Origin of the sequence: Rouxiella aceris, assembly GCF_012933545.1 — a bacterium.
Lineage (GTDB): Bacteria > Pseudomonadota > Gammaproteobacteria > Enterobacterales > Enterobacteriaceae > Rouxiella > Rouxiella aceris.
Genome location: NZ_JAADJU010000004.1, coordinates 379,317 through 405,971, shown reverse-complemented (window position 1 = coordinate 405,971; position 26,655 = coordinate 379,317). Strand labels below are relative to the sequence as shown.

26 protein-coding genes and 1 pseudogene are annotated in these 26,655 nt (G+C 49.5%); 9 read left to right on the top strand and 18 right to left on the bottom strand.

The genetic code is table 11. From position 1 onward, the window contains the following. Positions 1-257: 257 nt before the first annotated feature. From GW590_RS10030 to GW590_RS10000, 7 genes and pseudogenes are all read right to left on the bottom strand, one after another. Positions 258-2,554, bottom strand: a pseudogene (locus GW590_RS10030) (replication endonuclease). Beyond that, positions 2,544-2,831: a DUF5405 family protein gene (locus GW590_RS10025; RefSeq protein ID WP_211186697.1), complete on the bottom strand. Its 288-nt coding sequence runs from the start codon at positions 2,829-2,831 to the stop codon at positions 2,544-2,546. The pseudogene GW590_RS10030 and the gene GW590_RS10025 overlap by 11 nt, the downstream one beginning before the upstream one ends. Next, positions 2,828-3,046 carry a TraR/DksA family transcriptional regulator gene (locus GW590_RS10020; protein ID WP_169402886.1) on the bottom strand — a complete coding sequence of 73 codons (219 nt, stop codon included), beginning with the start codon at positions 3,044-3,046 and terminating at the stop codon, positions 2,828-2,830. Before GW590_RS10020 ends, GW590_RS10025 begins: the two co-directional genes overlap by 4 nt. Before the next feature lie 2 nt (positions 3,047-3,048). After that, on the bottom strand, positions 3,049-3,348 hold the full coding sequence (locus tag GW590_RS10015) for a DUF5405 family protein (RefSeq protein ID WP_169402885.1): 300 nt from the start codon (positions 3,346-3,348) through the stop codon (positions 3,049-3,051). After that, positions 3,341-3,592, bottom strand: a complete 252-nt coding sequence (locus tag GW590_RS10010) for a DUF2732 family protein (protein WP_169402884.1) — start codon at positions 3,590-3,592, stop codon at positions 3,341-3,343. The genes GW590_RS10015 and GW590_RS10010 overlap by 8 nt, the downstream gene beginning before the upstream one ends. 69 nt (positions 3,593-3,661) lie before the next feature. Beyond that, positions 3,662-4,162 (bottom strand): replication protein B, encoded by a 501-nt coding sequence (locus tag GW590_RS10005; protein WP_169402883.1) that lies wholly within the window; start codon positions 4,160-4,162, stop codon positions 3,662-3,664. Positions 4,163-4,334: 172 nt separating this feature from the next. Continuing rightward, complete coding sequence (locus tag GW590_RS10000; protein ID WP_169402882.1) at positions 4,335-4,607, bottom strand: Cox family DNA-binding protein; 273 nt, start codon at positions 4,605-4,607, stop codon at positions 4,335-4,337. Between the two features lie 121 nt (positions 4,608-4,728). Here GW590_RS10000 and GW590_RS09995 point away from each other — a divergent pair, with 121 nt between their 5' ends. Both GW590_RS09995 and GW590_RS09990 read left to right on the top strand, forming a co-directional pair. After that, complete coding sequence (locus GW590_RS09995) at positions 4,729-5,028, top strand: helix-turn-helix domain-containing protein (RefSeq protein ID WP_169402881.1); 300 nt, start codon at positions 4,729-4,731, stop codon at positions 5,026-5,028. A 75-nt stretch (positions 5,029-5,103) separates the two neighbouring features. Beyond that, positions 5,104-6,087 carry a phage integrase gene (locus GW590_RS09990; protein WP_169402880.1) on the top strand — a complete coding sequence of 328 codons (984 nt, stop codon included), beginning with the start codon at positions 5,104-5,106 and terminating at the stop codon, positions 6,085-6,087. Between the two features lie 132 nt (positions 6,088-6,219). Here the strand turns inward: GW590_RS09990 and glnQ are convergent, their stop codons facing one another. The 5 genes from glnQ to rhtA all read right to left on the bottom strand — a co-directional run bounded on the left by glnQ (position 6,220) and on the right by rhtA (position 11,077). Beyond that, the gene (gene glnQ, locus GW590_RS09985) at positions 6,220-6,942 is read right to left on the bottom strand and encodes a glutamine ABC transporter ATP-binding protein GlnQ (RefSeq protein ID WP_169402879.1); all 723 of its coding nucleotides are present in this window, start codon (positions 6,940-6,942) and stop codon (positions 6,220-6,222) included. Continuing rightward, positions 6,939-7,598, bottom strand: a complete 660-nt coding sequence (gene glnP / locus GW590_RS09980) for a glutamine ABC transporter permease GlnP (protein ID WP_169402878.1) — start codon at positions 7,596-7,598, stop codon at positions 6,939-6,941. Before glnP ends, glnQ begins: the two co-directional genes overlap by 4 nt. A gap of 113 nt (positions 7,599-7,711) precedes the next feature. Then, on the bottom strand, positions 7,712-8,455 hold the full coding sequence (gene glnH / locus GW590_RS09975) for a glutamine ABC transporter substrate-binding protein GlnH (RefSeq protein ID WP_169402877.1): 744 nt from the start codon (positions 8,453-8,455) through the stop codon (positions 7,712-7,714). A 580-nt stretch (positions 8,456-9,035) separates the two neighbouring features. Then, positions 9,036-9,539: a DNA starvation/stationary phase protection protein Dps gene (gene dps / locus GW590_RS09970; RefSeq protein WP_169402951.1), complete on the bottom strand. Its 504-nt coding sequence runs from the start codon at positions 9,537-9,539 to the stop codon at positions 9,036-9,038. Positions 9,540-10,183: 644 nt separating this feature from the next. Further along, a complete protein-coding gene (gene rhtA / locus GW590_RS09965) occupies positions 10,184-11,077 on the bottom strand; it encodes a threonine/homoserine exporter RhtA (RefSeq protein WP_169402950.1) in 894 nt (297 codons plus the stop codon). A gap of 503 nt (positions 11,078-11,580) precedes the next feature. Between rhtA and ompX the strand changes: the two genes are divergently transcribed. After that, the gene (ompX, locus tag GW590_RS09960) at positions 11,581-12,111 is read left to right on the top strand and encodes an outer membrane protein OmpX (protein ID WP_169402876.1); all 531 of its coding nucleotides are present in this window, start codon (positions 11,581-11,583) and stop codon (positions 12,109-12,111) included. A gap of 102 nt (positions 12,112-12,213) precedes the next feature. Here ompX and GW590_RS09955 read toward each other — a convergent pair whose 3' ends face one another. From GW590_RS09955 to GW590_RS09945, 3 genes are read right to left on the bottom strand one after another with little or no spacing between them, the layout of a single operon-like run. Then, on the bottom strand, positions 12,214-12,978 hold the full coding sequence (locus GW590_RS09955; RefSeq protein WP_169402875.1) for a molybdopterin-dependent oxidoreductase: 765 nt from the start codon (positions 12,976-12,978) through the stop codon (positions 12,214-12,216). After that, positions 12,971-13,597: a cytochrome b/b6 domain-containing protein gene (locus GW590_RS09950; RefSeq protein ID WP_169402874.1), complete on the bottom strand. Its 627-nt coding sequence runs from the start codon at positions 13,595-13,597 to the stop codon at positions 12,971-12,973. Before GW590_RS09950 ends, GW590_RS09955 begins: the two co-directional genes overlap by 8 nt. A gap of 24 nt (positions 13,598-13,621) precedes the next feature. Then, the gene (locus GW590_RS09945) at positions 13,622-14,242 is read right to left on the bottom strand and encodes a hypothetical protein (protein WP_169402873.1); all 621 of its coding nucleotides are present in this window, start codon (positions 14,240-14,242) and stop codon (positions 13,622-13,624) included. 523 nt (positions 14,243-14,765) lie between these two features. Here GW590_RS09945 and eptB point away from each other — a divergent pair. Further along, positions 14,766-16,430 (top strand): kdo(2)-lipid A phosphoethanolamine 7''-transferase, encoded by a 1,665-nt coding sequence (gene eptB, locus GW590_RS09940; RefSeq protein WP_169402872.1) that lies wholly within the window; start codon positions 14,766-14,768, stop codon positions 16,428-16,430. Between the two features lie 12 nt (positions 16,431-16,442). Next, on the top strand, positions 16,443-17,543 hold the full coding sequence (locus GW590_RS09935; RefSeq protein WP_169402871.1) for an endonuclease/exonuclease/phosphatase family protein: 1,101 nt from the start codon (positions 16,443-16,445) through the stop codon (positions 17,541-17,543). 1,608 nt (positions 17,544-19,151) lie between these two features. Here the strand turns inward: GW590_RS09935 and GW590_RS09930 are convergent. Continuing rightward, positions 19,152-20,093 (bottom strand): LysR family transcriptional regulator, encoded by a 942-nt coding sequence (locus GW590_RS09930; RefSeq protein ID WP_169402870.1) that lies wholly within the window; start codon positions 20,091-20,093, stop codon positions 19,152-19,154. A gap of 141 nt (positions 20,094-20,234) precedes the next feature. Between GW590_RS09930 and GW590_RS09925 the strand changes: the two genes are divergently transcribed. From GW590_RS09925 to GW590_RS09910, 4 genes are all read left to right on the top strand, one after another. Beyond that, entirely contained in the window at positions 20,235-20,666 is a 432-nt protein-coding gene (locus GW590_RS09925; RefSeq protein WP_169402869.1) for a DMT family transporter, read from the top strand. A 32-nt stretch (positions 20,667-20,698) separates the two neighbouring features. Beyond that, positions 20,699-21,163 (top strand): DMT family transporter, encoded by a 465-nt coding sequence (locus GW590_RS09920; protein ID WP_169402868.1) that lies wholly within the window; start codon positions 20,699-20,701, stop codon positions 21,161-21,163. Between the two features lie 310 nt (positions 21,164-21,473). Then, positions 21,474-22,346, top strand: coding sequence for a nucleoside-specific channel-forming protein Tsx (locus GW590_RS09915; RefSeq protein ID WP_169402867.1), 873 nt, complete (start codon positions 21,474-21,476; stop codon positions 22,344-22,346). Between the two features lie 425 nt (positions 22,347-22,771). Beyond that, positions 22,772-24,367 carry an ABC-F family ATPase gene (locus GW590_RS09910; RefSeq protein ID WP_169402866.1) on the top strand — a complete coding sequence of 532 codons (1,596 nt, stop codon included), beginning with the start codon at positions 22,772-22,774 and terminating at the stop codon, positions 24,365-24,367. A gap of 56 nt (positions 24,368-24,423) precedes the next feature. Here the strand turns inward: GW590_RS09910 and moeB are convergent, their stop codons facing one another. Together moeB and moeA are read right to left on the bottom strand one after the other, a co-directional pair. Next, positions 24,424-25,179 (bottom strand): molybdopterin-synthase adenylyltransferase MoeB, encoded by a 756-nt coding sequence (gene moeB, locus GW590_RS09905; RefSeq protein ID WP_169402865.1) that lies wholly within the window; start codon positions 25,177-25,179, stop codon positions 24,424-24,426. Positions 25,180-25,183: 4 nt separating this feature from the next. Then, positions 25,184-26,428, bottom strand: coding sequence for a molybdopterin molybdotransferase MoeA (gene moeA, locus GW590_RS09900; RefSeq protein WP_169402864.1), 1,245 nt, complete (start codon positions 26,426-26,428; stop codon positions 25,184-25,186). Positions 26,429-26,655 lie beyond the last annotated feature (227 nt).

Sequence of the window (26,655 nt, the reverse complement as noted above, 5' to 3'; positions counted from 1 at the left end):
TAGGTATATGCTTGTTATTAGAATAATTCACGATTTATCAATGTGCAAAGAACAGGACACATTAAATTTAACTTACTATTGGTCAATAGGCCGTTTTTAAAGTTTTTTACTTCAGTACAACAGAAACTATTGATTTCGCGCAACAGTATGTACTAACGAAAGAAAATAACAATAAATATCAATTTTGGATAGTGGTAAAAAACACAGTGTATTTGTCAAAAAACCATTCATTCAAAATTGTATAATAAGCAAGGAAATCAATAACAACCCCAACCTATATCCTCAACGATTTCTTCCTTATCAAATGCTTGATAGGAAAATCTTTTACCATTTATACTCATCGCAGTTCCACGGGCTAACGCCTCAAGCTCCCATCGAGTAGGAGAAATGCCGTATTGAGTCAAATTATGTTTAATTCGGACCAATTTTACGCGCTCCTTCTTTGTTAATCGCGCTGACGGGGCCAGCTCACGAGGTTTTGACGGATTAAAGCTTTGTTGCTGGCGATTTATTGCTGGTGATTGCCGTCTTGCAGCACCTCCCAGCACCTTGGCGACGTCCGGCTCATTCCACCCAAATCCCCGCGCTCAACTAATTTCATCACCGCTGCGGCATACTCAGAAGGCTTAGAAGGCAAACACTGTCCGAGTCCTGTCTGAACCTCCCCACAGTTATTGACAGGACTCCGAGGCGCGCCGAAGGCGCTTTTTAAAGTCAAAGGATGAGGGGCAACGGCCACAGACTTAGCGACAATTTGCCATTTAGTCGTGCGTGTCTCATGGACGTGATCAGCGCCGAGGTGTGGCGCAAAAATACCGATGACTTTCTGCACCTCTTCGTCGTACTCGTTGAGCTCGTCTATAACGTGGCGGGCCGTTCGTACGGTCTGCGTATTGCGAGGAACATTCGCGCCACCCTGTGCCTCTATATATGCCGCAAAATCACCGGCATCCGCTGCGACTCTCACAGCCTCTACAAGCTCGTCAAAGTCTGCGGTCAGGCTAACGCCACGGATGCGTCGACATTCGCGGTAAGCGCCCATGGTAGGAACGCCAATAGATTTAAATTGAGGGATGCGCCAGACCGACGCCCACGCGGTAACGGCGGCGGCAGTATCAGACAGAGCTTGACCGGTTTCATGGTCAAGCTGGCCATCGAGCGCGTAACCGTCGATATTCTTCGCAATATATTTAGCGATGTAGCCCGCAGCACCGCCCTTGTTCAGATGCTTACACTCAAAGCGCTGATTTTGTGCGCCACGTTCGTGACCGTCTTCTTTCAGCGCGTAGCTGCGCATAATATCGATGACCGCCTGACGCTGAGCCCGATCGCAGAAAAGCATCATGTGCCAGTGCGGTGTTGCGTCGTGATGAGGTTCTACAACGCGCATACCGTAGACCTTTAGCCCGTGGTCTTTAAACGCGGTGCGCATCTTGCCCCAGATTTTCACCAGATAGCGCTGGCCGTCTTTCGGAGAAAATGCTTCTTCGTCCCAGCGGTGATTGAAGTTAACGCGGCGGTCTTCTTTCTTACCAACCATGCGTGTCGGGTGATATTTCGATGGGGTGGTGATCGTGATAAACATCCCTACATCACCCACGCTGGCCGCATATTTTTCAATGCCCGCGATCGTGCTCATGAGCTCCATACGGCGAATTTCAGGATTGGAAATACTGGCCATCACTTTGTCGATGAGATCAATACGCTCACCGGTATCTACGTTCTCCAGTTCGCGGGATTTCAGATATTCCATGTTTGCCATACGACGCGCGCGTACGTCGCGGATGGCTTGCTTACTGGCATAACCTGATTTCTGTAAGCTCACCTCACCGGCGGCGATAAGCAGCGATTCACGCCACTGCGTGCGCTGCGCTTTAAGTTGGCGGATCCACCATTCATCATTAACCAGACGGGCAATACTGGAAAATACACAACGCATATCTAACTTGCGCTTACAGTACTTTTTCCAGTGCATGGGTATGACGTTAAAATCCAGCACATCACCGGCTAGTTGCCCGTAAATCGTAGCCTGAGCCCGATCGGTGAAAAGAGCGGCTTGTTCTCCGCCGTGCTCTTTAATATAGGCATCGCTCAGCGTTTCGTAACCGACAAAATGATGGGCTGCAATACGGGCGGCGAGCTGCTTTAGCTGCTTGTCATTCATACCCGCCAAACGGGCCATGTCATCAACAAATAGCGGATAGGCTTTCCCGTCTGTTTTCATCGCATATTTAGCATTAATCCTCTGGATACGCGGCCAGATACGCGGAATAAAAACGTTGAGTAAAAAACGATGTGCAGTCAGCAGCCCAGAGTTTTTAAGCAGGTATTCATGGCGGCCGGAAAAAATACCACCGATGAAGTTAGGCAGGGCAGCAATCTTGCATAAGGCATCTTGCCCCTGATGGTATTCATCACGGGTAAGCGGTCTCTCTTTTGAAATGGCCGGGCGTGGGGCGTTCCAAGGATACGCGCCGACAAACGGGGCTTTGTCGGCGGTGTTAAATGGAGGGGGTGACGTAGGGGCATGTTGCCCCCTTGAATCAGCCGGCACTCAGTTCACCTACCTGTGAAAATGCCTCGCCACAGACGGCACTGATGCGCTCTACCTCATCAGACAAATCGACAAAGCTCTTAACGTCTGAATCGCGGATGTGAAAATGCATTAGGCCGTTTACGAGCTGAGACATTCGCGGGTAATACCCCACGGCTTCTAAATACTCTTGTCCTTTCTTGGTCCCTGACTGCGCTACTTTTGTTTTGTTTAAAATAAACTGCAAGCTGTCACTGGTGATGCCCCACTTATCGCCAACCGGAATATTAATCATCATGATTTCCTGAAATGTTTTTGCTGCTGCTCGGTGAGTTCCTGACATGGGACACAACGCATCACGCCGGGGAACGCTGCACGACGGGCCGCGGGGATTGGCATGTCGCAGTCTTCGCAAATTGACGCAGATATGCCGCCAGTGATACGACTTGCCGCAATCTGGTGACGTAAAACCTCAAGCTCTCTTTCCTGCACTAAATCCATTAAATCCGGCATTGTTATTGCTCCGATTCTTTATTTAATTGGTTAATGGCTTGCTGGCAAAGCTCAGCAATACGATGCCCTTCGCTCATTAACTCGCGAATACTGTTGATGGTTTTGAGGAATACAGCGCGCTTAGCGCAGAGATTGATAATGTCGGCGGTGAGCTTTAACTCACTCGAATAAACTGCAACGCTCGGGTAATAAACCTGACGTGTTTTCTTATCCGTCTTTACGTCAGCAAGAATGTAATCGGTACTGTTAGTTTTCATGATGGCGTATACGCCATTGATGATGACTCGCGGACACTCACCCATGATTGCCCCCTACACTATGGGTACGCGCTGCATGGTCGAATTTTTCAGACTCTTGGCGCAGAAGCTCAATAATTTCGATATCAGACAGGTGATTGACTGCTGCATGGGTCGCCAGCCGATCAAGATGGGATGAGAAACTGACAGCGGCGTCGGCCTTTGCTTCATTTCTCGCTTTATTCAAAATCCAGTTTCGTGTGTCGTTATTCGCTTTATTTCGCATATCTTGGCCGATAGTCTGATACATAGGTTTCTAAACTCCAGATAATAGGAATTCCGACGCAATCAAGCGCCTCTAAAAAATGGCTATATTTAATTAGTGCAGATAAGTTTCAGGTCTTACCGATGTTAATACTGTTGGCGCATTTTCAAATAAGCTAAACAGCTCTCTTAATGCTCGGAAAAGCGCTTCGCGCCATGTGCAGTGCTCATCGTCAATACGCCAATAAGGTTGACTAAATTCCTCTTCACTTAATTCAGCTTGAAAGAATAAAGAGCGGCGCTCGCTAATAGTAAGGCGACCAATAAACCCCGACTTGCTAATCCCTCGGCTGCGGTACTTTGCAAAGGCAGCACGCAGCTCATCAATCGCACACACGATACGCTCTCGGTCACTCTCATTCATTTCTTGCAGTTTCATAACAGAATGACGCTGTTTTAACTGAGCGTGGAAACAGACGGTTAAGCGTTCACGCTCACTCATTTTGTTGTAAAAATCACAGGAGCTTTCCCAACGAGCCGGAGCCAAACGCTCACCAACAGCAGCACGTAAACCGGCGGGTTGATTCATTACAGTGGCGATAGTGATTACTGTCATTTCGACCCCCATGAAAAAGCATTCTTAAGGCAAGGCAAACGGCTTTTGCGGCGGGTGCGAATAATCACGCCCTTGCGACCTTTACCATGTGTGATTTTTGAATCTAATACACGCTGGCATTGGTTATTCCAAAGCAATGGCGCTATTGAAATCGGTTGTTTAATTGAATGGATCATTGCGGCTCACCCAATCCTAGCCACATTAGCCAACCGTCACGGATTTCCTTCGGACGACTTTCAAAAGCCAACTTCATGCCAGCGTTCCAAGCAGGAAGGTAAATCCATGATTCACCACGTGCAGTTGGATTTTCTGGATTGCGCATTTCAACGACTGGTAATTTTCCCTTTTCAATCATCCCTCTGACTGCATCCGACGATTTGCCAATTGCTTTAGCAAATTCTTGATATGGCAGTGCATCTGAAAGACTTACGACTTGTTTACTCATCTGTTACCCTCTCCAATAGTGCAATTAGTTGCCTGTAATGGCTTTTAATTGATTATGGTGTAGTTACTACAAACAACAAGTAATTACTACGATTTGCAAAGTTTCATGCAATGGGGGAATTATGTCAATAGACATTTCAGAGAAGATCAAGCTGATTCGTGAATCAGAAAGATTGAATAGGAAGGAATTCAGTGAGTTAACCGGCGTTCCCTATAGCACGTTGTCTAGCTATGAAACTAGATCAAAGGGAATGAGTGCAGAGGCAGCGATGAAAATACTCAGTCATCCAAAATTTATGAAATACACACTGTGGTTTATGACGGATGAGATAGCGCCGGAGTCCGGCCAAATAGCGCCGGTTCTCGCACACTATGGGCAAGACAACAAAACCTTGCCGCACTCCGGCCAAAAGACTGGCTAACGTTACACAATGATTTTTTGCATTTCATAGAGTTACAAAGTATTTGCAGTTCCGTCGATTTTGGAGGGCTTCACTATGTCAATTAAGAAGCTCGACGACGGTCGTTATGAAGTGGACATGAGACCGCAGGGGCGCAACGGAAAGCGCATCCGGCGTAAGTTCGATCGCAAACATGAGGCGGTAGCATTCGAGAAATATGTCGCGGTTAACTACCACGAAAAAGAATGGCTATCTAAACCGGCAGATAAGCGCCCCCTATCAGAATTGATAGAGCTATGGTGGCTGTACAACGGCAAAAATGCCAAATACGGCGATCAGGATAAGGTTAAGCTGGAATTGATTAATCGGTGCCTTAATGACCCCTGTGGATTTCAGTTAGATAAAAATGCAATCACGATGTTTAGAGCCAGACGTTTGTCGCAGGGTGTTAAGTCCTCCACCGTCAATCGAAACTTAGTTTTGTTGGGTGGGGTCTTTACTTTCCTCATCGATGCAGGCCTGTATCATGGGGAGCACCCATTGCGTGGCATCGCTAAACTAAAAGAATCCCAGTCAGCCATGTCGTTTATGACTAACGATGAAATTACAAGGTTGTTGGCTCGGCTGGAGGGAGAGAATCGTCTCGTTGCTCTCATGTGTTTAAGCACGGGCGGGCGTTGGGGGGAAGTGGTGAATCTTAAATCTGAGCATATCGTTAATAATAGAGTGACGTTCGTGGAGACTAAGGGCGGTAAGAAACGCTCGGTACCCATCTCACAAAGTATTGCGGACGAAACTATGAAGCGTGGATCAGGGCTTTTATTTCCTAAAGCAGATTATGCCGAGTTCAGGCTGCTATTAAAGGAAGTAAAGCCGGACTTACCCAAAGGTCAGGCTGTGCATGTTTTACGCCATACGTTCGCGACGCATTTTATGATGAACGGCGGGAACATTATTACGCTACAGCGGATTCTTGGCCATGCTTCTATAAAGCAAACTATGACATATGCTCATTTTTCGCCGGACTTCCTTAAAGACGCAATTACCTTTAATCCATTAAAAGGTAATGTAAGCCTTTAGCGTCCACATACTGTCCACACTACAGGTGCTTGAGGTTGCTCCTGATTGCTTGTAGTGTTGGTTAAGTTGTTGAAAGTAATCACCGGCCCTTATGTAGAGCCCAATAAAAAGGCCTCAACCGAGGCCTTTTTATTATGATACGTGTTGCAGGAACTCGCGCAGCCGGTCACTTGGCGGGTGAGCAATCAGCTCAGCCGGAGGACCATCCTCGGCGACGCGACCCTTGTCAATAAAGATCAGGCGCGATGCCACTTTCTCGGCAAAGCCGACTTCGTGGGTCACAATCACCATGGTCATGCCTTCTTCCGCCAGATCCTTCATCACGGTCAGCACTTCATGGCGCAGTTCCGGGTCGAGTGCAGAAGTAGGTTCATCAAACAGCATCAGCTTGGGTTTTACCGCCAGGGCGCGGGCAATAGCCACACGTTGCTGTTGGCCACCGGAAAGCTCGGATGGATAGTGATGCGCTCGCTCTGACAAACCGACCTTGGCCAGCAGCTCTTTCGCCAGTTTCTGTGCTTCTTCTTTACCGGCACCGCGCACACGGATCGGGCCAAAGGCCACGTTTTCCAGGGCAGTCATATGCGGGAAGAGGTGAAACTGCTGGAATACCATACCGGCTTCCTGACGGATCAGACGTTCGTCAACTTTAGGATCGTTGACTTTCAGTCCGTCGACAATCAGTTCGCCGGCGGTGATCTCTTCCAGTTTATTGATGCAGCGCAGCAGCGTTGATTTTCCTGAACCTGAAGGTCCAATGATGACCACGACTTCGCCCTGGGTAATTTTCAGGTCGATATTGTGTAGCACCTGGGTTTGCCCAAAGTGTTTGGAGACATTTTTAAATTCAATCATAAAATTTTCAGTTTGCGTTCTAAGCGGCGCATAGCAAAGCTCAGTGCCAGCGTGATGATCAGATAGATAACGGCAACAGCACTCCAGATCTCCATGGCACGGAAGTTACCGGCAATGATTTCCTGACCCTGACGAGTGAGTTCCGCTACGCCGATAACGATAAACAGCGAAGTATCTTTGATACTGACAATCCATTGGTTACCCAAAGGTGGCAACATACGACGCAAAGCCAGTGGCATTATGATGTAACGCAAGGTTGCACGACGGGAAAGTCCCAATGCCAGTCCCGCTTCACGAAAGCCCCGGTTGATAGACTGCACGGCACCGCGCGTGATCTCGGCAATATAGGCACCGGAGTTAATAATAATGGTTACCACCGCAGCGGTAAACGGATCGATACGCAGACCACTGATCATCATTGGCAAGGCAAAATAGATAAACATCACCTGAACGACGATCGGCGTACCACGAATAAGCTCAATAAATACCAAGGCAATATTACGGCTGATAGCTCCGCCAAACGCGCGCGCAAAGCCCGCAATGACGCCGATAATTGCGCCCCCAACTAAACCCAGGATAGAAATCCACAGGGTCATCTTGGCGCCTTCGAAAAGAATTGGAAGAGCGGCCCAAACAACGCTCCAGTCAAACTGCATGGATTAATCTCCTGATCAATAAAAACAAGCCGACCCTGGTGAAAATTTCACGCAGGGTCGGGCGATACAGCCAACTTTTTATGGCAAAAAGCAGCTATACCTCAATACGGCAATTATTTAGGTTCGGCATCAAACCATTTTTTATAGATAGCAGCATAAGTACCGTTAGCGCGCAGGGTTTTCAGAGCGGCGTTAACTTTATCACGCAGTGGGCTGCCTTTCGGGAAGGCAACACCGTAGTCCTGACCAGCAACTGCCGGGCCTACAGTTTTGAAATTGCCATGACCGGCAGTTTTGATGTAGTACTGAATATTTGGCGCATCAAACAACACCGCATCGGCGCGACCGGTGCCCAGCTCCATGTAGGCGCTGTCAATGTTCGGGAACTGGCGAACGTCTTTTGGCTTCAGGTTGGCAGTGATGTAGTTAATGGAGCTGGTGCCGCTTTTCACTGCAACCACTTTACCATTCAGGTCCTGAGTGCCCTTGATGTCCTTGTTGTCTGATTTCACCATGGTGATCAGACCGCTGGTGTAATAACCATCAGAGAAATCAACGGCCTGGGCGCGCTGTGGGGTGATGGTGATACCGGCCAGAGCCAGGTCGATGTTTTTAGTCTGCAGAGCAGGAATAATCCCATCAAAGTCCATAGGTTTCAGGGTGTAAGAAACCTTCATTTCTTTTGCCAGTGCTGCCCACAGATCGATATCAAAACCGACGTATTTGTCACCTTGTTTAAATTCAAAAGGGACAAAAGCCGTGTCGGTTGCCACGATAAGTTTTTCTTCTGCTGCGTGAGAGCTAACTGCAAAGGCCAGCGTCAGAGCGGCCAGGGAAACTTTTAACATCGACTTCATAAGTGCAATTTCCTTTATATTTTATGGGAAAACATACCCTTTATCGTTACGCAGGGTGATAAGCAAAAGTTATGCCGTTTTTGTGTGAATCTTTTAATTCAAAGGGTTAGCTATCATTTTGCTCTACAAAATGGGCGATGCAGCCTGGTCATGCACCAATATGGTGCCACGCAACCCGATAGAGTCTCATTATGGTGCATAGCATAAACTATGACCAATTTTGCTGATAAATAGGCGTACTTGTTAACATTGTAATACAAAAAGTGCGCATTTATGCTAATTTTTTATCTTGCGTTGATGGTTTCGTGCTTGTTTGTGGAGCGATCAGACGATGGGAAAGTCAGGATTGCTACTGCAAGAGGGAGTGTTGGCGCTTTTATGGTGCAACAAAGATCCAGCCAATCATTGCACAAACCGGGGGTAGAACATGTCCGGCAGGATGATTATGGCCTACAGTCGCGACGTTTTACGCGGTATGGCGGAATTTAGCCAGCTTTATTAAAAAAAAACGGAGAGCCGAAGCTCTCCATTATCTTGATTGTTGCCAACATTTATTGTGGAGCAGTACAGATTTTGGTCGTTACTCAATGTTGGATTCGATAAACCACAGGAACTTATCGAGGTCACGAGAGGCTGCGGTAAAGATATCGGCTGTGTCTTCGTCCTCAACCTGGGTTATCGCTTTGCGGGTATCGTTGGCGACCACCGCATAACGTTCGGCCAGCGCTTTAAGGTGCTCCTGAACGGTATGAATATTGGTAGGGTAACTTTTAAGCGGCGTTTTATCATTGACCACCTGCACGGTACCCAGGGCGACACCGCCCAACTGCACAACACGTTCTGCTATGGTGTCCTGATGATCGGTGATGGCGGTGCGAAAGCCGTCGAGCATTTCATGCACGCCAATAAAGTTGGCACCACGCATGTTCCAATGGGCTTGCTTGGTGATCAGCGACAGGTCGATGAATTCAGTGACTAACTTGTTAAGTATCTTGATGGTTTCAAGTTTGGTGCTTTCATCAACATCATTACGTGTGTAGAGCAGGTCTGAAGATTTTGTTTTCACCAGTTTAGCGGTACTCATCATTAATATCCTCTTCAGTGAGTTGTCATTTTTGGGTTACGGGAATAAGTATAGCAAGCTTTCAACATCGCATTGGAAAACATCACCTATCAATGATATAGGCAGCAGTAAATAGACCCATAGCGGCTGATAAATAGAGGCTTTACTGCTGATATATAAGTTAATCAGTTATTTTCAGATGGCTGGATTAAGGTTGAACGTTCGCTTTCTGAATATCAATTTACGCTATGATATATATATTTAAATCATTGAAAATATTTATTTTTTTCATGGCGCTAAGGTTTGATTATTTCGGGTAGTAATGCTTTTGATTATTATTTCCGTTTGGGTAGGGGAGCCTGAGTTATCTTTAAGATAATTCTGCATAACGGCAATTTTATAAGTACAGGGCTATTTGTGAAAAGAAGCTTTATTAGCGCAGATGTCAGAGGGTAATAAACAATCTTGATTTATTAACAGGATAAATTAAAAAACCAGGCAAAATGATCGCCTCAGGCAATAACCTTCGCTGGCGCAGGCTGCGCCCATATGGGCTGCGTTGTTAGTCAGCACTCACTGGGTCGGGCGGAATGATCAGGTGCGGGGTGGTGGCCTGCGGGGCCGCAAGGCGAAGTTGCCTGTTGCCAGGCAACTGCAGCATGGAATTATTGCGGATCGACTTTGAGGTCGCGGATTTTGTCCCGTTTTTGCAGCGTCATGGTGGATCCGGCCGATGCGGCAATAATTGCCGCCAGCGCCAGCCATTGCAATGGGGTCAGCAGCTCACCAAGGAACAGTATCCCTGAAAGAGCCGCCATTGCCGGTTCCATACTCATTAAGGTACCAAAGGTTTTGGCGGGTAAGCGCGTCAATGCCATCATCTCCAGGGAGTAGGGTAACGCGGTACTCAGCAAGGCAATGGCCAGCCCAATAGGCAGGATATCCAGGCTGAACAGCCCGCTTTGTGCCTGCATAATGCCCAGCGGGCAAAATATCAATGCCCCAATCACCGATCCCAGCGCCGCCGTGCCTGGCCCGTAACTGCTTCCCGCCCGTTGGCCTGCCAGAATATATACCGCCCAGCAAGCACCCGCTATCAGCGCAAAGCACGCCCCCATAGGGTCGATGGTCGAGACGCTATGCCCAATCGGCAGCAGGAACCACAGGCCCAATACCGCCAGTAATACCCAGATAAAATCTACCGCACGTCGCGAAGAGAACATGGCGACGGTTAGCGGCCCGGTAAATTCCAGCGCTACGGCAACCCCCAGCGGCACCGTACGTATTGCCAGATAAAAGGTGTAATTCATACAACCGAGCGCCAGACCATAAATGAACAATGCACGCAGGTTGCCGCCGCGCATGCTCAGGCGCCAGGGGCGGAAATAGCCAAGCAAAATCAACGAACCTATTCCCAGGCGCAATGCGGTTACCCCCTGTGCACCCACCAATGGGAACAAGGTTTTCGCCAAAGCGGCCCCTCCCTGTAAAGAGAGCATGGCGATCAGGATCATCGCCACCGCAAACAGAGGATTGGGTGCTTTGGCGACAACGGGCATCAAAGGCGGGATTGACGTTTTAGCAGGCTGATTTTCTGACGGATTATTTTTCACTGACGATGGATCCATAGAGTAGAGGTTTCCGCTTCGCTGACGTTGGCGAGCTTGTATTTCTTGTCCGCTAAGGTTTTTGCCCGCAATGGGGAGGTCGACTTTGGCAGCCCTGATAGTGTACTGGCAACCGGAGATCTATGATGCATTTGTGTGAGCTGAGTGGAAAAAAAACTTTCTCTTCAATGAGCTAATCAGAAAATCACCCAAAAAATTGCTGGTTATTTGCACAAAAAATTAGGATTTTTCTGCTAATGCCAAAAAGTTCAATAAGTTTACCTTATATTATTACAGGCAAAAAACAGAATGAATTGAAGGGGATATAACGAGTTGGAAACTTTATGTTACACCTTATGATGCTTTGGACATCTTATATGAGGCAGAGTTTCACACTGCTTTTTGTTATATTTTGATGGTGAAGGTTATTTTTGGTTCCCTTTTTTGAGGTGGTTATGAAGAAAATTGCATGTCTTTCCGCATTAGCTTGCGTAGTAGCTTTAGGTACTTCAAGTGCATTCGCTGATACCAGCACTGTGACAGCTGGTTATGCTCAGGGCGATATGCAGGGCGTCGCTAACAAAGCCGAAGGTTTCAACTTGAAATATCGCTTCGAGCAAGATAGCAACCCACTTGGTGTTATCGGATCTTTTACTTATATTGAAAAAGATCACTCTCTGAGCAGCAACTCTTATGATAAAGCTCAGTACTACGGCATCACTGCAGGTCCAGCTTACCGTCTGAACGACTGGGCTAGCATCTACGGTGTAGTCGGTATCGGTTACGGCAAATTTGCTGAAAACCAGAATGCACAGTCTACCGAACTGCGTCAGAAATCTGACACCAGCGATGTCGGTTTCTCTTACGGTGCCGGTCTGCAGTTCAACCCAATGCAAAACGTTGCTCTGGACGTATCTTACGAACAAAGCCGTATCCGCAGTGTTGATGTTGGCACCTGGATTGCTGGCGTGGGTTACCGCTTCTAATTATCGAACCATGGCTGCCTGTCGGGGCAGCAATGATTCGCATAAACCGCCTTTCGGGGCGGTTTTTTTATGGGCAATACCCCGTTATCCCGTCTCCGGTCATTAGATACCGCTAAACCAGTTGTAGCCCTGATCTTCCCAATAGCCGCCCGGATTATTATCCGTTACAAAAATGGCCGCAATATGTTTGGCATTTTTAAAGCCAAGTTTAGTTGGCATTCTTAGCCGCAGCGGATAGCCAAAGTCGGGAGGCAAAGGTTTGCCGCCAAAATCGAGGGCCAGAATAGTTTGCGGATGGAGTGCCGTGGCCATATCGATGCTAGAATAGTAGCGGTCGTCACATTTGAATCCCACATATTTGGCATTAAGGTCGGCCCCCACCTGTTGCAGGAAGACTTTTAGCGGTACGCCCTGCCACTGGCCGATAGCGCTCCAGCCTTCAATGCAGATTAGCCGGGTGATCTGGCTGCTTTGCGGTAAACGCCGCAACTGCTCCAGAGTCCAGGGGGCTTTTTTCTCGACTTTTCCCGACACCTCAAGGCGATAGTTAGGGATATCTATCTCCGGCACATTATATTCGGGATAATAGGCGTTAAAACGGAATGGTTGCGTAATTTGATCTGCGGAATAAGTCTGCGCCAGCTTCTGTCCACTGAACAACCAGCTTTGTACCCGATCGTTCCAACGAGACATCGCCCACAAGACTTTATCTACCTCATCACCATCTTGCATATTGCAGCCGGTGAGCATCGAAATAGCACCCAGCGTCAGTCCTGATTTAAGCAGCAACCGACGCTGAATATTCGCCAGCTGTTTGCGCTGGTCTGCTTGCAAAATGATTTTGGGCCGCGGTGGTAGGTCACTCATCGACCTGCTCCTGTTTCTTGATTACCCCGGCGTTGCCACCGGTGATCATTGCCGGCAGCGTTTTAGGCACCAGCAGCACCATAATCAGGTGGATCACCACAAAAAGCACAATGCCGCTCATGGCAAAGAAGTGGACATAACGGGCAAGGGTGAAGCCGCCCAGCAACGCCACCAGTCCACTTAATTGCACCGGTTTCCAAATCGATAAACCCGACACTACCAGTAATATCCCGAGCAATAGCACCGCCAGGTACATCACTTTCTGCACCGCATTGTAGTGGCCAGCCGAATGAGGCAAAGCAAAACGCAGCGCCCGGCGCAGATCTTGCCAGACCGAGGTCGGGGTGACAGGTAACAAACGGCGGGAAAAATGGCCGCTAAGCAGACCCCAGAGCAGATAAAACAGCCCATTGGCTGCCAGCAGCCACATTATCGCCAGATGCCAGGCAATATTGCCACCCAGCCATCCACCCAAGGTAGCGCTCTGCGGGAAAGTAAAAGCGAACAGAGGATCGGCGTTATAGATCCCCCAACCGCTCATCACCATGCCAATCATCACCGGCAGATTGATCCAGTGACATAGCCTCACTGGCCAGGGGTGAATCTTTGTTTTACGCATAGGTGTTTCCCTGCAGCAAACCGATTACATTGGCGGAACAACACCGTCTTTCCCGGCCGAGATATGGCTGGCGACCAATGCTCCCTGGGCATCTTTCATCGGGAATAGCACCACATGCGCACCGGGTTTCAGCAGGCTGCGATCGCCTGGTGCCAGCAGGACGACGGGGACATCATCCGGCACTACAACGGTTTTTTCACCGTTTTGATATTTAACCGTCAGCGTACGACCATTGCTGTTTACCAGTTTGCCGACAGTGCCGTTGGTCATGGTGTTGATTTTGCCATCCGCAGACTCAAATGGATTAAAACCTTCACCACTGCCGCGCATACTGGGAGCAAATACGTGCACCTCCAGCGCTTTCAGCGTGCCATTTGCCTGCGGAACAGCGGCGGTGCCAATAAAACTGTCGGGCTGGATATCAGACATTTTACCTTCTGTCACCTGGGTAACTTTGGTTTGATCGGTGAGCTTAACATCCAGTTTTTCACCCTGGCGCGTGGTCAAGGAGAGGGAGGTGGCGGTAACAGAATCAATGGTGCCCCGCGTCGGTTTGATAGCGTGGCCGCTATCGGCGGCAAAAGCACCGCTGGTCATCAGCAGCGAAGACAGCAGCAGGCCGGCAAGGCGTGTAGACGTAATCATAAAAAGCTCCAAAGTGGTTGTCGTAAAAATAGATGGGAATTCAATAAACAGTCCAATCAATGGGCTGCGGGTAAAAGGGGGGACGGTGAGCTGTTTATTGATAATAGGTAAAAACAGGTTATATACCAGACTTCGTTGGTAACAACTTGTTGACAATTTTGTTATTAAAGATTTCTGTCGTAGAGCATCTGGTTGCAGAGGGCGGCAAAGGGATCGTGCCTTGTTGGAAAGTTGGCTGGTGGTTTTTTGGGCATAAACTTCAGCCATAGCACAAAAAGATTAAATAAATCGGCAATAAAATATAAAAAATATGATTTTAATAAATACGTAAAATATTGATTTTTATCTTAAAAGTAAAATATGTTACATTAATTTATCGTTTGAAATAAATGAAATGAAACCAAAACTCGAATTTCAGGGTCTTATAGGGATAACGGAGGTAGCCTCTTGGTAAAGTAGTTTGGCTCCGGTACGAGCGTGCAGCAGACGCATACTAATACTTTGAATGAGCCTTTATCTACTGATGTATAAATTACGAGAATTATCACAACAGAAAATTTCACTGTTTATTGCGCTGTACTTAGGCATCTTGCTTAACCTTCCGATTTTTTTCCGCCGCTATCAGCAATTAAATGATAACAACCTGTCATTGATGGTTGAGATGTTGTCAGCGTTTGCACTGGTCTATTTCCTGACTTTGCTGGTCTCTTTTACCGGCAAGACCGTCTACCGCATTTTGCTCAGTATTGTGGTGGTTTCCTCAGTAGCAGCCGCCTACTATATGATTATTTTTAATGTCGATATTGGCTACGGCATTCTTGCCTCTGCGCTGGCAGTGGATTCTTTCGATCTGTCAAAAGAATCAGTGGGCAACCACTTTTTGCTCTGGGTGGTGGTGCTGAGCCTGCTGCCGCTGGTTTTATTGTGGGTCGCAAAAATGCCTGGCGACGCGCTACTGGAAACCCGCTGGCGAAAACTGGCGAGCAAATTCGCCCTGCTGATTATGTTTGGACTGGTGTGCTGGGTACCGCTGAAATTGATGGGTAACCGTCAGGACGCGCACGATCGGGTCAATAATCGTTCAATGGCCAGCTATGGCGGCGTTGTGGCCGGCACTTATTCACCGTCAAACTGGCTTTCCGCTCTGGGACTTTTTGCCTACAGCTCTTACAGCCAGGCGGAAGACACCAAAAACCTTTTCGATCCGGCCAAACATTTCACTTACGTTCCACCAACTGATGTGAAAGATCTTTATGTGGTCTTTGTGATCGGTGAAAGCGCACGCCGCGACCATATGGGCCTCTATGGTTATGCCCGTGACAACACCCCCAATCTTGATAAAGAGAAAAATCTGGTCGCCTTGCAGGGTTATTCCTGTGATACCTCCACCAAACTCTCTTTACGTTGCATGTTTGTCCGCATGGGCGGCGCCGCTGATAATCCCGAGCGCACGCTTAAAGAAATGAACGTATTTTCGCTGTTAAAAAGTCAGGGGTTCAGCTCTGACCTCTATTCGATGCAAAGTGAGGCCTGGTTCTATAACAAGACCAAGGCTGATGACTACTCGCTGCGGGAAAGCATTGCTTCAGAAAAGCGCAATGCCGGAAAACCTATTGACGACATGCTATTGATCGATGAGATGAAAGACTCTATCGGACGCCATCCTCAAGGCAAGCATCTAATCATTTTGCATACCAAAGGCTCCCACTATCTTTATTCGGATCGCTATCCGCGTAATTTTGCCCGTTACCAACCGGAATGTATGGGCATCGATGATTCCTGCTCCACCGACGAAATGATCAACGCCTACGATAATACACTGCTGTATACCGACAACTTCCTTGAGCAGGTGTTAAATCAGATGCGTGATAAAAATGCCATTGTCTTTTACGCTTCTGATCACGGTGAATCCATTTCCAAAAACATGCACTTTCACGGTACGCCGCGTGATCATGCCCCTATTGAACAGCGCGAGGTGCCGATCATGGTGTGGGCCTCTGACAAGTTCCTTGCCAATGGACATAATCGTCAGGGTTTCCAGCAGTTACAGCAGTTGGCTAAAGATAAAACACCGGTATATCATGAAAAACTGTTCGACAGTATTTTAGGCTGCATGGGTTATACCTCGCCCGATGGCGGCATTGTGGCACAGCATAACTGGTGTAATGTACCGGCGACGGCACCCTGATAAGAGATAAACATGCATAGAGCTCGCCTGGTGGTGGCTATTCTGACGTTGATAATGACACTGTTAACCCTATTGCCATTGTCGCGTAATCAGCGCTGGTGGGTTCGTGTCTGGGATTTTCCGCGGCTACAAATGGCGGTGCTGTCGGTCGTTTTTCTGCTGATTGAGTTATGTTTGCTGCCTTCCGCCGGGCCGCTGGCCTGGCTGGTGGTGGCCCTTTCGTTAGCCTGTGCGCTTTACCACGGCTGGTGGATTTTTCCCTATACGCGTCTGGCGAGAGTGCAGGTAAAAACCACACCGGAGAGCCAGAATCCGCGTATAAAAATCATTAACTGTAATGTGTTGATGACCAATCGTCATAGTGAAAAGCTGTTGCATATTATCCGCCGCCATCAGCCGGATGTGGTGGTGCTGCTGGAAACCGACAGTTGGTGGCAACAGCAGATGACCCCCCTTGAGGCCGAGTATCCCCATAGTCTGAAATGTCCTTTGGACAATTTATATGGCATGCATGTCTATTCGCGTTTGCCGTTGTCCAAGTCACGCATTCAGTATCTGGTTGCCGCAGGGATCCCGTCGATGCATTTTCGCGTTGAGCTGGCCGATGGTCAGCAGGTGGTGATGCACTGTTTGCATCCGAAACCGCCGAGCCCGACGGAGGATGACGAGTCAACCAATCGCGATGGTGAACTGGTAGCGGTGGGGCATACGGCTGCGCAGGCCCGCTATCCAACGATTGTCACTGGCGATCTTAATGATGTTGCCTGGTCGCGCACCACGCGGTTATTTATGAAGGTCAGTGGCTTGCTGGATCCCAGACGCGGGCGTGGCATGTTTAATACTTTTCATGCCAGCTATCCCTTCTTGCGCTGGCCTTTGGATCATGTTTTTCATAGCCGGGATTTTACGCTGGTGGAGATGAAACGGCTGGAGGCGATGGGGTCGGATCATTTTCCCATTATGGTCGAGCTGGCGTTTACTCCGCTTGAGGGCAGCGATCAGGAGACGCTGGAGATTGACGCTGAGGATCTCGCCGAGGCTCAGGAGAAGATGGATCATGCCGGAGTGAAAAGTGGGGATGTGCATCGGGCGGAAATTCGGGGGGATTTTTAAGTAAAAAATTTGGCTTAAAGTTTGGCTTAAAAGTCAATTTATTACTTAAAATTCAATGGGATATGAGGAGCTGTATCGGGGTGGGCTTAAATGGCAATTTTCTTTTTTTAAAGTCAATGGGCTATGAGGAGTTGTTTCGGTTTTAGCTTAAATGGCAATTTGTGCCTTTAAAATCAATTGGCTTTAGAGGAGCTGTTTCGGTTTTATAATAGCGGTGGCTACTTAACCCGCTGTGCCGAACCGAGTTAAGGAGCGCTGGCCCGCTCCTTAACAATCCTGGGCCTTTTGGTGTCTTTGATTTGTCTGCTGCCTATTACCGGCTATGTTTCAGTCACTCCCAGCGTGGCACGAGCCGCGCTGCTCCGCAGTCCCCTTGCTCGGTCGGGAGCCAAAACGTCTCCCTCCGCTTCGCGCGGCGCCGTCTCTGAATGTGCCAACTAGCTATGTACGTCGTACCGGTTTGGCTTAAAGTCAATTAACTCCGAGGAGTTGTATCGGTTTTAGCTTAAATGGCAATTTTCTTTTTTTAAAGTCAATGGGCTATGAGGAGCTGTTTCGGTTTTATAATAGCGGTGGCCACTTAACCCGCTGTGCCGAACCGAGTTAAGGAGCGCTGGCCCGCTCCTTAACAATCCTGGGCCTTTTGGTGTTGTTGATGCGTCTGCTGCCTATTACCGGCTATGTTTCAGCAACTCCGAGCGTGGCACGAGCCGCGCTGCTGCGCAGTCCCCTTGCTCGGTCGGGAGCCAAAAGCGTCTCCCTCCGCTTCGCGCAGCGCCGTCTCTGAATGTGCCAGTCAGCATGTCTTAAATGGCAATTGTTGTCTTAAAGTCAATTAACTCCGAGGAGCTGTTTCGGTTTTATCATTGCAGTGGCTACTTAACCCGCTGTGCCGAACCGAGTTAAGGAGCGCTGGCCCGCTCCTTAACAATCCTGGGCCTTTTGGTGTCTTTGATGCGTCTGCTGCCTATTACCGGCTATGTTTCAGTTACTCCCAGCGTGGCACGAGCCGCGCTGCTGCGCAGTCCCCTTGCTCGGTCGGGAGCCAAAAACGTCTCCCTCCTCTTCGCGCGGCGCCGCCTCTGAATGTGCCAGTAAGCTATCTACACCGTGCCGTTTCAGCGGCAAAATTGTCTTTTTATCTTTTTATCTTTTTATCTTTTTATCTTTTTATCTTTCGCTGTTGACCTTTAATGTTGCCGGTTTTGCCGTAAATGTTTTCTGGCCGATTCAAAACCTACGCTGAGCGACGTGGAGCGAGACGCTTTTGGCTCGCGACCGAGTGAAGGGACCGCGAAGCGGCGTGGTTTAGGCCACACACTGATGTCACTGGAAAGAACTACAACTGAGGGCACGACACTTATCAGTTTGGACAAGGCGCAGGATTCCAAAGGAGGCGCGCCTTCGCCTCCTTTGGGCGGTCTGGGCCGCCGCCCAGTGAGCGCAGCGAATGCCCTTGACCTTGAAGTTGACTTTAAAACCAAAAATTGACTTTTAAGCTATAAAGGCGCTCTGGGCCGCCGCCCAGTGAGCGCAGCGAATGCAGTTGACCTTGACCTTGACCTTGACCTTAACCTTGAAGTTGACTTTAAAACCAAAAATTGACATTTAAGCCATCCCCTGATCCCAGTAAGCCGGCTCCCCGTACTTCTCCACCAAAAAATCAATCACCGTCCGCACTTTCTTCGACAACCGACGGCTATTGGGATAAACGGCTGAGATGGTTTGCGGCTCCAGAGAATTTGATACCTGATAATCGGCAAGCACCGACACCAGGCGTCCCTGATGTAACGCTTCACCCACCAGCCAGGTCGGGAACAGGGCAAAACCCATACCGTCGATGGCGGCCTGGGTCAGGGTTTCCGCATTGTTACCGGTCAGGGGACCGCGAAAACTATAAGCCTGCCAGGCCTGGTCACCTTGCCGGAAAAACCAGCGCTGTGAACCGGCAAAACCTTTAAATACCAGACAACTATGCTGCGATAGCGCCTGCGGATCGGCCGGTGTGCCGTGACGTTGCAAATAGGCCGGACTGGCCACCAGACGAAACTGCTGCTGCGCCAACGTTCTGGCCTGTAAGGTCGAATCACTCATCGCGCCAATACGGATCAGCAGATCGGTAGCATCCTGCAAGGGATCGATAAAATCATCGGTTTGCATCAACTCAATTTGCAGATGCGGAAAACGTTCACTGAGCTGGTATAACCAGGGTGCAATATGACGTTGGCCAAACACCACCGGCGCATTGATGCGCACCCGCCCGCGGGGATCGGACTCTTTTTCCTGTAGCCCCTCGGCGGCTTCCTCCAACTGTTCCATAATCCGCCTGGCGTGCACGCCCAGCAGTTGCCCGGCTTCGGTTGCCACCACGGCACGGGTATTGCGATAGAGCAACTGGGTTTGCAGCAGCAGCTCCATTTGTTGAATAGTACGCGACACCGTTGAGGGCGACATACCTTCACGCCGTGCTACCTCTGAAAAACTGCCGTGTTCCAGGATGGCCACCAACAGACGCAACGATTTGATACTGAGCTGGTTGAAAGCTTCCATTTGTGCGTTTTCCGCAAAAGTATTTTCCCTATTATCCGGTTTTACGCAATGAAGCGCCACTGTATAGTCGCCTGCTGTTTGCTGCCGGTGGCCTTCTGCTACCGGCGGAACATTGTTATCACCCTGGGGTAAGCGTTTTCCATGAATATCATATTGATTTTATTAGTCGTTCTCGGCGGTATGGGGTTGTCAGTCGAAGCTGGCCTTATTGGTCCGCTCGGTAGCGAAGTCGGGCAACTGTGGGCGACGATGAGTATCTTTGGCGTCGGGGCGGCACTGACCTTGCTGCTGGTGCTGTTTTTTAGCCCGCGTGGCGCTCCGGCATATACCTCGCAGCCGGGATGGACACTACTTGGCGGCATTCTTGGGCCGGTCTACGTTATCGTGCTGACGCTGGCCACGCCAGTGATTGGAATTGGCATGACCATGATTGGCATTCTCTCTGGTCAGGTTGCAAAAAGCCTGCTGATTGACCACTACGGCTGGTTTGCTACCCAGCCCAAGCCGGTGGGGCGCGAACGCCTGCTGGCTCTGTTATTTATTGTCGCCGCGTTAGTGTTGATAGCCTGGTAGTGGCCGATTGTTTACTCAATAACGAGAAAAAAATGACTGAAATTATCATGATTATATTGGCGATTATCGCCGGTGCGGCCTTGAGCGTACAGGCAGCGATTAACGGTAAACTGGGTGCGCAGGTGGGGGTGATGAGAAGTGCATTTCTGACCTTTAGCCTTGGCGCGCTGATCACCGGTTTATTGATCCTGTTTGTGCAAACTCCACATGCCGCCACCTTGCTTACTGTACCGAAATGGCAACTGATGGGCGCGCTGTTTGGTGTGCCCTATATCATCATTATGGTCACCGCCGTTCCACGTGTTGGTACCGCAGTCGCCACCGTTGCCGTGATCCTCGGACAGTTGTCGATGGGCATGCTGATTGATAATTTCGGCTGGCTGGATAATCCGCCAATTGCTTTTTCCTGGCAGCGTGTTGCCGCCATTTTCTGCCTGGCGGTAGCCTTATGGTTAATTTATCGCAGTAACCAGTCCGCTAAGGTCAGCGCCTCCTGAGATCACACCAGAAGCATAAAAAGATGAATTTTATGTGACATGAATCACATAAGTTATGTATCAAGATGAAACTGAAATTGACAAATGTTGACCAAGTCGATAATTAAGTAGCGACTATTTGGCTGCTTGCAGAATTTTCCGATGGGTACGTCCAGATGGACGAGTGATTGCCCGGAATGCAGCAGCATTTTCAACAGATGTTAAGACAGTGCCAACGGCTGTCGCCGACACTGCGGCATATTGTTTTGCTACATCCAAGGGTCTCCTTATCTGGCAGGGAGCCATCTTTCTATTTGCTTCTGGTAACTACATGAAAACTAAAATCTTAATAGCAGGTGTACTTATCGCTTCATCTTACAGCGCGCAATCGCTTGCTGATGATGCCAAGGATCAATACGTTTCCGACTGGTGGCATCAGAGCGCCAACGTAGTGGGCAGCTACCACACCCGTTTTGGGCCCCATCTCAATAACGACGTCTACCTCGAATACGAAGCTTTCGCCCATAAAGACTGGTTTGATTTTTATGGTTACGTCGATGTGCCAAAATTCTTTGGTGCAGGCAATGGCAATGATGTCGGTGTCTGGGACCGTAAAGCAGGATCGCCGGTCTTTACCGAAATTGAACCGCGTTTCTCTATCGACAAGTTGACCGGTACCGACTTGAGCTTTGGTCCGTTTAAAGAGTGGTATTTCGCCAATAACTATATCTACGATATGGGGCCAAATCACGCCAATAGCCAAAGCACCTGGTATATGGGGCTAGGCACCGACGTCAATACTTACACGCCACTGAATTTGTCCCTCAATGTCTACGCCAAATACCAGGGTAAAAACTACGGTGCTGCCAATGAAAACAAATGGGACGGCTACCGTTTTAAAGTGAAGTATTTCCTGCCGTTAGGCCAGGCTCTGGGCGGCAACGTCAGTTATATCGGCTTTACCAACTTTGACTGGGGTTCGGATCTGGCGGATAACGGCAACACGGCGCGCACTAACAACGCCATTGCGTCCAGCCATATTCTGGCGCTCAACTATGCTCATTGGCACTATTCACTGGTGGCGCGTTACTTCCATAACGGCGGACAGTGGGCCGAAGGCAGTCAGTTGAACTTTGGCGATGGCGACTTTAACGTCAGATCCACCGGCTGGGGCTACTATGCAGTGATCGGTTATAACTTCTAACCTCCTGCTCCTTAATACCGTTTCAGACCGCCGTCATAAGTGATTTTATGGCGGCGGTTTTTATTTTTATATTCGTCACCAGGCAAGCTTCGCCAGATGTTGATGACGGCCGTTGTGCCTGTAATGGCAAAAAATGTTTTCTGCCATGCCGTTTTGCCAGACTGGCCGGCTAATTTCGATTATTCTCAATGACGCCGCCTACCCGGGAAGCGCAATAATTCACCAAAACTTCGCACGATCTCTTGCCGCCGTTATGGCATAATGCGCGCCAAGTCACATTTGATACTTTTCATCTTTCACGTTGCCGTTGCGTTGATCGCCGTAACTCACGCCAGTCCCTTACTGCGATAAGTTACGATGCCGCATTGCTGCACCCTGAAATCTAGCGAGTATCTCAATTTTAATTACACTGAAGAGCGAGCGCTGTGCTTAGTACTTATAACATCACCATGCAATTCGGCAGCAAGCCGCTATTTGAAAATATTTCCGTTAAGTTTGGCGGTGGTAACCGTTATGGCTTGATCGGTGCAAATGGCTGTGGAAAATCGACCTTTATGAAAATCCTCGGGGGCGATCTGGTGCCTTCCGCGGGTAACGTTGTGCTCGATCCCAATGAACGTCTTGGTAAACTTCGCCAGGACCAGTTTGCGTTTGAAAGCTTTAGCGTCCTTGATACCGTGATCATGGGCCATAGCGAACTGTGGGAAGTCAAAGAAGAGCGCGATAAAATCTACGCCATGGCCGAAATGAGCGAAGAAGACGGCTATAAAGTGGCCGATCTGGAAGTCGCCTACGGTGAGATGGACGGCTACAGCGCAGAATCCCGCGCCGGTGAACTGCTGCTGGGCGTGGGCATTCCCGTCGAGCAGCACTACGGTCCGATGAGCGAAATTGCCCCGGGTTTTAAACTGCGCGTATTGTTGGCGCAGGCACTGTTCTCCAACCCGGAAATTCTGTTGCTCGACGAACCAACCAACAACCTCGACATCGATACCATTCGCTGGCTTGAGCAGGTGCTAAACGAACGTAACAGCACCATGATTATTATTTCCCATGACCGTCACTTCCTGAATATGGTGTGTACGCACATGGCTGACCTGGACTACGGCGAACTGCGCGTTTACCCAGGTAACTACGATGAATACATGACCGCGGCCACCCAGGCGCGTGAACGTCTGACGGCGGATAACGCCAAGAAGAAAGCGCAAATTGCCGAGTTGCAGTCATTTGTTAGCCGTTTTAGTGCTAACGCCTCCAAATCCAAGCAGGCCACCTCACGCGCGCGTCAGATTGATAAAATCCAGCTGGATGAAATCAAGGCTTCAAGCCGTCAAAACCCTTATATCCGTTTTGAACAGGATAAGAAACTGTTCCGTAACGCGCTGGAAGTTGAAAAACTCAGCAAAGGCTTTGATGGTACGCCGCTGTTCAAAGACTTTAGTCTGATGATGGAAGTGGGCGAGAAAATTGCTATCCTCGGCGCTAACGGCGTGGGTAAATCTACCATGCTGAAAACCCTGGTCGGCGATCTGCAACCGGACAACGGCACTGTCAAATGGTCTGAAAACTGCAATATCGGTTACTACGCGCAGGATCACGAATACGAATTCGACGATACCATGAACGTATTTGACTGGATGAGTCAGTGGAAGTCCGAGAAAGACGACGAGCAGGCGGTACGCGGTATTCTTGGTCGTTTGCTGTTTGGTCAGGACGATATCAAGAAAAAAGTCAAAGTGCTTTCCGGTGGTGAAAAGGGCCGTATGCTGTTTGGCAAGCTGATGATGCAGCGACCTAATATTCTGGTAATGGATGAACCCACCAACCATATGGATATGGAATCCATTGAGTCGCTGAATATGGCGCTGGAAATGTACGAAGGTACCTTGATCTTTGTTTCTCACGACCGGGAGTTCGTCAGTTCACTGGCGACCCGTGTGATTGAAGTGACACCGACTAAAATCACTGACTTTACCGGTAATTATGAAGATTATCTGAGCAGCCAGGGTATTAACAGCTAATCACCTCCGCCGCACATCGGGTGCAGGGAACACGCTTCCCTGTACCCGACTTCGTTTTAATGCCCGCAAATTTCGCAGTGAGCATATTTTGCCAACTTCATTTCGCGAAACTGCAGCGTCATCGCATCAAACATCAGCAATCGCCCGGTTTTGACCTCACCATAGTGCGTCAGCAGCTTAATGGCTTCCATGGCTTGCAGACTGCCAATCGTTGCCACCAACGGCGCCATCACGCCTGCCTCGACGCAGCTTAGCGCCTGCTCGCCAAATAACCGGCTCAGACAGCGATAGCAGGGTTCATCTTGCTGGTAGGTAAAGACGCTGATCTGTCCTTCCATACGGATCGCCGCGCCGGAAACCAGCGGTTTTTTCAGTGTAAAGCAGGCCTGATTCAGTTGATTTCGCGTCTCGACATTGTCGGTGCAATCGAGCACCAGATCGCTGTTTTTGACCGCGGCCAACAGGGCAGCATCGTCCAGTTGTTGACTGATTTGCTGTATGGCAATGTGCGGATTGATTGCCGCCAGGGCGATGGCTGCCGAAGCCACTTTTTTCATCCCCAGACGGGCGTCGCTATGCAGCGTTTGCCGTTGCAGATTGGACAGCGATACGCTGTCAAAATCCACCAGCGTCAGCGTGCCGACGCCTGCCGCCGCCAGGTATTGCGCGGCGGCGCAACCCAGGCCACCAAGACCGACAATCAGTACCTGGCTGGCCTTGAGTTTTTCCTGACCGTCAAAATCAAAGCCGCGCAACACAATTTGGCGATTGTAGCGCAGGCTTTCGGCATCACTCAGTTCTGGCAAGCTCATCGACTCAGTCCTTTAATAACGCATTGAATGGCTCAACCTCAACCCATTCGCCGACGGCAACATCACCGCGTTCGCGTTCCAGCACCACAAAACAGTTTGCCAGACTGAAGGAACTGAAAACATGCGACCCCTGATGGCCGGTGCTGCGGGCTTCCAACTCGCCCTGGGCATTATGGCTGAAAACACCGCGCTGGAAATCGAGTCGGCCCGGGGTTTTTTTAAAGCGAGTGGTGGCTTTGGCGCGCAATCTTGGCGGTAAACTCCAGTCGCTTTGCGCCGACAGTCTGGCGATCAGCGGTTGCACCAACTGATAGAAAGTGAGGGCTGCCGAGACCGGATTGCCAGGCAAGCCGCAGAACCAGGCATTGTGCAATTTGCCAAAGGCAAAAGGTTTACCCGGTTTGATCGCCAGTTTCCAAAAGCCGATTTCACCGAGCTCATCCAAAATGGTTTTGGTGTAATCCGCTTCACCCACCGAGACACCGCCGCTGCTGATCACCAGATCGGCATAGCTATCCGCCTGTTGAAACGCCTGGCGCAGTGCCGCCGGATCGTCGCGGATAATGCCCAGATCCAGCACTTCACAACCCAGTTGATCGAGCATCAGATGCACGGCAAAACGGTTGGTATCGTAGATTTGTCCAGCCTGCAACGGCGTTCCCACCGGTTGCAGTTCATCACCGGTGGAGAACACCGCGACCTTCAGCCGGCGGTTGACCTGTACTTTCTCAATGCCCAATGAAGCCAGCAATGGTAGCTGTGCGGCACCCAGGCGCACACCGGCGGCCAGCACTTCCTGGCCTTCGCGGATATCATCCCCGATTAAACGAATATTTTGTCCCGCTTTAACCTGAGCAGTAAAGCGCACTCCCGACGGGGTCTCTTCGGCCTGTTCTTGCATAATCACTGCATCGGCACCTGCGGGTACTGGCGCGCCGGTCATAATACGGATGCAGCTGGCGACAGGCCATTCGCCGCTAAATGGCTGACCGGCAAAGGCTTTACCCGCCACAGGAAACAGACGGTTTTGCTGGTAATCTGCCATGCGGATGGCATAGCCGTCCATTGCCGAGTTATCAAACGGCGGCACAAAAATCGGTGACAGGACTGGATTGGCGGTGATGCGGCCTGCAGAGTCAGTCAGAGGTAGCCATTGGGCGTCGCGGGTTGTCATCGGTGTGGTCTGCGACAGCATTTTATCCAGCGCTTCTTGTAGTGACAGCAGGCCAGAGGTGAACGTCTTTTCCATCATTAAACCTTATTTATAGCGGCTGAGGACAGGCGAGAATGGCCTGAAAGGGGAGCCGGTCAACGTGACAAATCATTCTTTTATTATGCCAGAGAAAGCCAGGTGCGCCCAAATGAACCCAATGAAAACCGCACAATGCCGTTTATTGTCTGTCTGCTGATAATGGCCAGTATTTAAGAAAAAACCGCAGCCAAAAAATGTCTGAATAAATATACAAAAAGCAAAAA